The 6,539-nt window shown below is 36.5% G+C and carries 7 protein-coding genes; 2 read left to right on the top strand and 5 right to left on the bottom strand.

The annotated features are described in order from the left end of the window. Window positions 1-271, top strand: a 271-nt coding sequence (albA, locus tag QVB70_RS02440) for a DNA-binding protein Alba (RefSeq protein WP_287583010.1), incomplete at its 5' end; no start/stop codon positions are given. Window positions 272-426: 155 nt separating this feature from the next. Here albA and QVB70_RS02435 read toward each other — a convergent pair. Beyond that, entirely contained in the window at window positions 427-1,710 is a 1,284-nt protein-coding gene (locus QVB70_RS02435) for a transposase (protein ID WP_287583008.1), read from the bottom strand. Between the two features lie 29 nt (window positions 1,711-1,739). After that, the gene (locus QVB70_RS02430) at window positions 1,740-2,093 is read right to left on the bottom strand and encodes a hypothetical protein (RefSeq protein ID WP_287583006.1); all 354 of its coding nucleotides are present in this window, start codon (window positions 2,091-2,093) and stop codon (window positions 1,740-1,742) included. A gap of 395 nt (window positions 2,094-2,488) precedes the next feature. Here QVB70_RS02430 and QVB70_RS02425 point away from each other — a divergent pair, with 395 nt between their 5' ends. Then, a complete protein-coding gene (locus QVB70_RS02425) occupies window positions 2,489-3,340 on the top strand; it encodes a tetratricopeptide repeat protein (RefSeq protein ID WP_287583003.1) in 852 nt (283 codons plus the stop codon). A 15-nt stretch (window positions 3,341-3,355) separates the two neighbouring features. Here QVB70_RS02425 and QVB70_RS02420 read toward each other — a convergent pair whose 3' ends face one another. The 3 genes from QVB70_RS02420 to QVB70_RS02410 all read right to left on the bottom strand — a co-directional run. Then, the gene (locus tag QVB70_RS02420) at window positions 3,356-5,698 is read right to left on the bottom strand and encodes an AAA family ATPase (RefSeq protein ID WP_287583001.1); all 2,343 of its coding nucleotides are present in this window, start codon (window positions 5,696-5,698) and stop codon (window positions 3,356-3,358) included. Continuing rightward, window positions 5,673-5,855, bottom strand: a complete 183-nt coding sequence (locus QVB70_RS02415; protein ID WP_287582999.1) for a hypothetical protein — start codon at window positions 5,853-5,855, stop codon at window positions 5,673-5,675. Before QVB70_RS02415 ends, QVB70_RS02420 begins: the two co-directional genes overlap by 26 nt. 7 nt (window positions 5,856-5,862) lie before the next feature. Further along, on the bottom strand, window positions 5,863-6,539 hold a 677-nt coding region (locus QVB70_RS02410; RefSeq protein ID WP_287582997.1), incomplete at its 5' end, for a hypothetical protein.

The raw sequence follows: 6,539 nt of genomic DNA, 5'->3' as shown, positions 1-6,539 counted from the left end.
CGATAATTGTATCTACATCGGAAGAAAACCTGTAATGAGTTACGTCTTAGCCGTGATCACACAGCTAAACAAAGCCGAGGACGCTTTAATACGTGCAAGATGTAGAAATATCAGCAAAGCAGTTGACGTGGCTGAAATTATAAAACAGCGATTCATGAAGGATCAAGCGGACGTGAAAAACATCGAAATTGGATCAGAGATTATAAAAGAGGATGGCGGCGGTAGAGAACGTAATGTAAGCACCATAAACTTTCTAGTAAAGCGTAGTTAAAACTAAAACTTCTAAAAATATACCTCTGTAACCGCAAATTTCCTTTTTTGATTTTTGTTTTTTTTGATGATTTGTCCTTCAAATTCATTGCAGATCTTAAGAAATTAGACTATGTGTTAGTTCCATGCTCTGGAATTCATCAAAAAAGAAGTGAACTACTCCACCCTGACGGATGGCGCTTCCTGCGAGTCCTCCGAACCATGTCCAATAATTGGACTGGGGACTTTCGTTTTACCATTGGCTGTGTGTCGCAGATTATCAAGAAAATCTTGATAGCCTGTCCACTTGGCATTCTGTGATAGGTAGCGTTTCATGATCACCACGCAACTATTTTTGTCTCTGGCGATCACGTTACCACACTCACAAATCATAACTCTTTGCCAGATCGGCATCTCATGGAGTTTACCGCACATATAACACTCCCGGGAGCTATTACGTTCGTCAAATTCTATTAGTCTTTTACCTACCCGATTGGATTTGTAGGTTAGAAACTGCACGAACCGCCCCAGTGAACCTGTGTTCTGTGTAGCGCGGTGTAACCCCTTTCGTATATGGGTGGGCACCTTCCTTGACTGTGCCATACCCTTGACGTTCAAGTCGCCTACGATAATGGTATTTGCCCTGGTATTCTCTACTAACTTCTTGCTGAGTTTGTGCTGGAAATCTTTGAGCTGATGATCACGTTTTCGTTCGTACTTGCGCTTGATGGCGTTGAGATAGTTCCAGCGTTGGCTATACTTCTTGCAATGGTCCCGTCGTGCCTGTATCTTGGCGATTTTTGGATTCCAATATTTATCGGGGCGTTGGTTTTTAACCACCAAAAATTTTCCCGAGGTATTGACCGCCGTCACGATGTTGGTGATCCCCAAGTCTATCGCTTGGTACCTCCCATTGTCCACATAGGCTGGTTCTTTGACTTCATAGGTTATGGCGATAAAATACTGCGCATGTTTCTTGAAAATAGCCACTTGGGTAATTTGTGTATCGTTAAGGAACGAAAACTTTTCAGGTATGACAAACTCCAACGGTATGTTGTTACATTTATGAGAAAAAGAGATGCTGTCCTGTTCCAGCTTGAAGCCCGACTGGTTGTAAATCATGGTAGTAAAGTAGTTCTTGCCTTTAAAGCGTGGCGGGCGAGCATTGGCGCGTCCATGTTTGTTCAAAGCAAAAAAAGACGCATAATCGGCGGCTAAAGCCCTGAGAACGTACTGTAACACCTTTGAATACACCCAGCAATATTCCGGGTAGCGCTGTTTGATGGCTGGCAGGTCATTTTGCTGTTTACGATAGTTGACACCCGTAATACCGTATCGATAGGCATGCTGTCGTTCGGCAAGGGCAAAGTTATAAATGAGCCTGCATTTCTCCGAGAGTTTCCAGAGCACCTCCTCCTGTTCAAGAGTGGGAAAAATCCTGATTTGCTGTGTCAGATTCATAGGCGTCACGCAGACTCTGATATCAGTACTTATATCCCAAAACTATATATGAAGACCGCGGCTTTCACTCCCTCCCTGTCGGAAGGGTACTTCCTGCCGCATAAGTTAAATAGGTACGGTCGTGAACTACTCCCAGCTAATGAAATGGGCTTCCTGCTTCGACGACCGAACTTTCTATCACCTAAAGGAATACTATAGCTGTATCCTCCTATCACAGTAGAGGGTTCAGTCTCCACTGGCTTAGCATCCCTACGTTCCGTAGGTAGTGCGAACGATCCTGATGCAATCGAATTAGAGTATGCACCTTGTCTACAAGCGTGCTTATTATCCCTCCGAATGCGATTGATACCATTATACCATCTGATTAGCCATAACAACTGCAAGGACTTCCATCACTTCTTTGATACTACCTGGGGGTCTTGTATCCCTGCCTTCGTCCCGATATTAATCAGGATACCATAGCCACCAAACTATTTATGTATAGGGGACCCCATGATGAAAGTAATGAAAAGTGAACACTAACCGCAATTCATTCCACCCCTTAAGGAGTGGGCATCTTGCTTAGCTACCTGTAAAAATTATTAATTAGCAGTTAATTGCTTCACGGGTCTAAATGCTTAGACATTTGCTAAATAATTGTTAACTGCTTTACAAAAAAGAATTAAATAGGTACATCTGTTTAAGTTATTAGTTAGCAGTTGAGCAGTGTAATCAGTTATATAAGCCGTTCAATGTTTAAGGGAAGATACAGAATTGTGTGTCCTACTGAGGGATTTGAATGGACATCAAGAAAGAAATTGAAATTGCAATAGAAAAGGCAATCAGTTTAAGAGAACAAGGAAACGTTGAGGAAGCCTTAGAAGCATATCATAAGATTGCTAAACTTCTAGAAGAAGAAGGTGATATATTAAATGCTGCCAATGCGTATCTTGAGATGGGATTGCTGTTAAATGAAAATGGTGAGGATGAAAAAGCATTAGAATGGCATAAGAAAGCGTTTACTTCTTTTCAAGAACATAAAGATGAACGTACAGCTCTTGTGGCTGTTTATCTATGTGTGACGCTTACAAATTTAGGAGATCACTCAGAAGCTATAAATTATGGTTTACAAAGCCTTAAGATCTATGAAAAAATGAATAATGAAGAGGGTATGGCTGGTATGGCTGAAGCGTATTATGCTTTAGCACTTGCCAAAACTGAAAGCAATGAAACTCAAGAAGAGGCTTTTGATTATTTTAACAAAGCATTAGAAATAAATAAAAAACTAAATAATAAAGAAGCCATTTCAGCGATTCATAATGAGTTAGGCAACATACATTTGACCTATGATAAACTTGAAGAAGCTATGACACACTTCAAGAAGGCGTTAGATTTATACAAAAAATTGGATGATATTGAAGGAATGGCTTCAACGTTTGTAAATATTGCAGAACTTCATGAGATTAAAGAAGATTACAGAAACGCCGGATTCAATTTCTTGAAAGCTGCAGAACAGTTTATTGCGTGTAGTCTACCTGATTTAGCAGAAGAATTTATCGCTAGAACAGATTCATTAATTCAAGAATTGCCAAAAAGTACTCGTCGAACAATCAGGAAAAAAATCGACGAGTTAAATGCAAAAATCAAATAGAGAGATTTGCTCTTTTTATAATTTTTCGGGTGTTAATTCATCATAAGAAGCATCTTCTTTGAAGAAGACTACTTTAACTGCACCAAAATTCCTGAAAATATCTCTTGTAGCTTTTATACTCTTTGAGTCCATCATTTCTGCTTCAACAAAGACGGTTTTACCTAAAAAGGCCCCCATACGTCCTAAAGTCCCAATGATCGTTCCAACTGCTTCTGCTGAACTTAAACTCTCCAGTGATTGATATTCAAGGAGTTCTGTTTTTTCAGAATTATCTAGTACTCTTCGAATAATAGATTTATCTTCAACAGACCAGTTGACCACGTCTAGTCCATACTTTTCAGCAACTTCTGGTAGCGATTGATTAATTCTCGAAATCATTTGCGTACGTAATTCTGGAATTATTGAATCTAGCCATTGAACATATAAATACAAAATCTTTCTACGAAGTAATCCCTGATTGTATTCTTTCTTTTCTTTTTCAATATCTACGACACGTGATTTTAGAAGTTGGCTTTCACTTTCTAATTTAGTCTCCAACTTAAGTAAGCGTTCTTTTTCAGATCTAGTACGTCTTAAATCTTCTTTAAGTGTTTTTTCTTCATTTACTAGCTCATTTATCCTTTTTTGACTCGATCCATCTTGTAGCGTTTTTACTTTTACTTTTATTTGTTCAAGTTTTTTATTCAATTTATTGATTTCACTTTGAAGACTTTTTGCTTCTTTTTCGAGTTTCTTGATGTCTATATCTTGCTTTTTGTCCTCTTTTGCTTCTTCAACCACTGAAAGGTTTTCTAATTGTCTTATCTTTTCAAGTACTTCTTTTAATTCTGATAATTTCTTGTTAGCGTCTTTGATATTATCCTTCAATGTCTTTAAGAACTTCTTTTCTAATTGTACTTCTTTATTGATTGAGACAATTTGGGACAATTTACCGCTACGATCACTTACTGCTTTAGCGTCCGTTTTCAGATCGGAAATATTTTTCTTAGTTTGAGAAATAGCCTTCTTATAGTGTGTTATATTTTCTTCTGCATAATTTAGCAACGCTTTTGATTCAAAAGAAGTAGTACAAACCGGACAATTTTTAGTCTTTTTCTCCTTAAGAGTAGGCAGTATAACATCCAACGCTTTAATCATGTTTTTATCGCTTTTTATACTTGCTTCAAATTTGTTGATTTTCTCGCTTAGGCTCTTTAATTCTTTTTCTAGTGTTTTCTTTTCATTTTCAAGCTCTTTATCTGATAATTTTGAAATTCCTTGTTCTTTCATTGTTTTTATAAGCATATCTTGGTACTTTTTAAGTTTTAATTCACTATTTTTTTCTTTCTTCTCTAGATCAAAAATCTTTTGTTTTTGTGAATCTAATTCTTTTAATAGAATACCCGAAGTAAGTTCATCTTCCATCTTATATTTTTTAGTTAACTTTTTAATCTCATTATCTAATTTCTCAATTGATTTCCTGCATTCTTCCTGTTTTTCAACTTTCTCTTGGATATCTTCTTTTCTGCCTTCTAATTGCTCTTTTAAATATTGTAACCGTTTTTCCTTTTCTTTCAATAACGCTTGCGTATTTCTCTGTTCTTTTTTCATTGTTTGTAATTCATAATTTTGGCGATTGAACTTTTCAAGATCTTGTTGTATTTGACTTATCTTATCTTCATATTCTTCAATTTCTAGATTTAGGGTTGTTATTCTTCCTGTTTTCTCTTCACGAGATCCTTCTACTTGAACAAGTTTTTCTTGTTCGTTTTCTTGTGAATCAATTCTTGATTTTATGTTCAATAAACGATCATTTTCGATTTGGATAAGCCTCTCGAAAATTTTGCGTGTGCGAAGCAGTGTGGGGACAAGCGAACTTTCCTCAATCCGTTCTTGGTAGTTTTTTAAATTATCTTCAATCTTCTCTAGAAAAATTACGGAATTATCGAAATAGCTACCCTGTTCCGCACCAGATTCTTGAGCAAGGTAATTCAATACCTCTTCAGGAGTACCTGCAATTACTTCATCTCCATTTTCGAATAGACCCGAGTGAGTAATGCCTCCCGGCTCAATGATATGCTGAAGTGTGTATTTCCTCCCATCAATTTCTAAAAAGACCTCAACTTTTCCATCTTGTGTTTTTGTCTTAGAACTTTTTGGATCAATAATCTTTATTAGACGCTCGATAGGTGGATTACCACCAAACACGGAGTTTAATGCTAGAAGAGATGTCGTTTTTCCCGAAGCATTTCTGCCAAAAACTATTACATCATCATTCTTGGTTGGAAATAGCACTTCTGTTCGATTATGAAAACTACCAATTCCTTGAATTGCATATCCATTAACGATTATTTTAGGAACTGAGGAGTTCGTTGACAATTCTTGCTACCTCCGTAATATTCTCCTCAGGCACTTTGCCAGATTGTAGTTCTTTTATGGTTTCAATAAATCCTTTCCTTAGAAGTTCAATATCTATAGGAAAATCCTTTGAAACCTTAATTTTATTAAGTAATTCAATAATATCAGTCAAGCTCACGAGTGTGCTACCTCCACTCTGGGATTATTTGCAGTTGTACTTTTGCTTTCATGCCTTCCTTTAGCCCAATACTTATTGCTGCCCTTTTTGGTATTGTTATTTCAAATCGGTGATTTGGATATCCTTTTCTGAATTCACGAACTTTTGTTTCGAAAATGCCCCCACTGACGTTTAATAGTTCATATTTTTCGATAAGTGTTTTCACAATAGACAGCGCTTCACTTTGTGTTCGTAAATTTCTTGTAAACAATAATTTGTCTTTATTTTTTTGAACTTTTTGACTAAATTCCATTGAGTCAAGAAGGCGAATTTTTTGAACCGTATAAATACTATTTTCGCTAAATTCTGCCACTTTATCTTCAATTTGCTTAAGTTGATTTTCATCTATAAGTTTTGGAAACTCTATATTGGGATACACTATATTTACGTCGATATTAAAGTGTTTATTAACCTTTAAAATTCGAATATCATATGGAAATTTGACTACTCCCTTTTTCTGTAGAGATTCCTGTGCATTTTGAATCACATCATCCGAAGGAGTAATTAGATGAACATCCGAGATGCTAGTCTTTCCGATGATCACATTAAATACATCATCTTTTGAAAGAGATCTTTTCGCTTCATTTTCAATATACCATGAGTACAAACATACACTACTTTGGCAATAGACAGTCCAAGAGCTAT

It is taken from the genome of Candidatus Borrarchaeum sp., from assembly GCF_019058535.1.
GTDB classification, from domain to species: Archaea; Asgardarchaeota; Sifarchaeia; order Borrarchaeales; family Borrarchaeaceae; genus Borrarchaeum; species Borrarchaeum weybense.
Note: the sequence above shows the minus strand (reverse complement) of the source record. Positions and strands in the feature narration are given on the sequence as shown.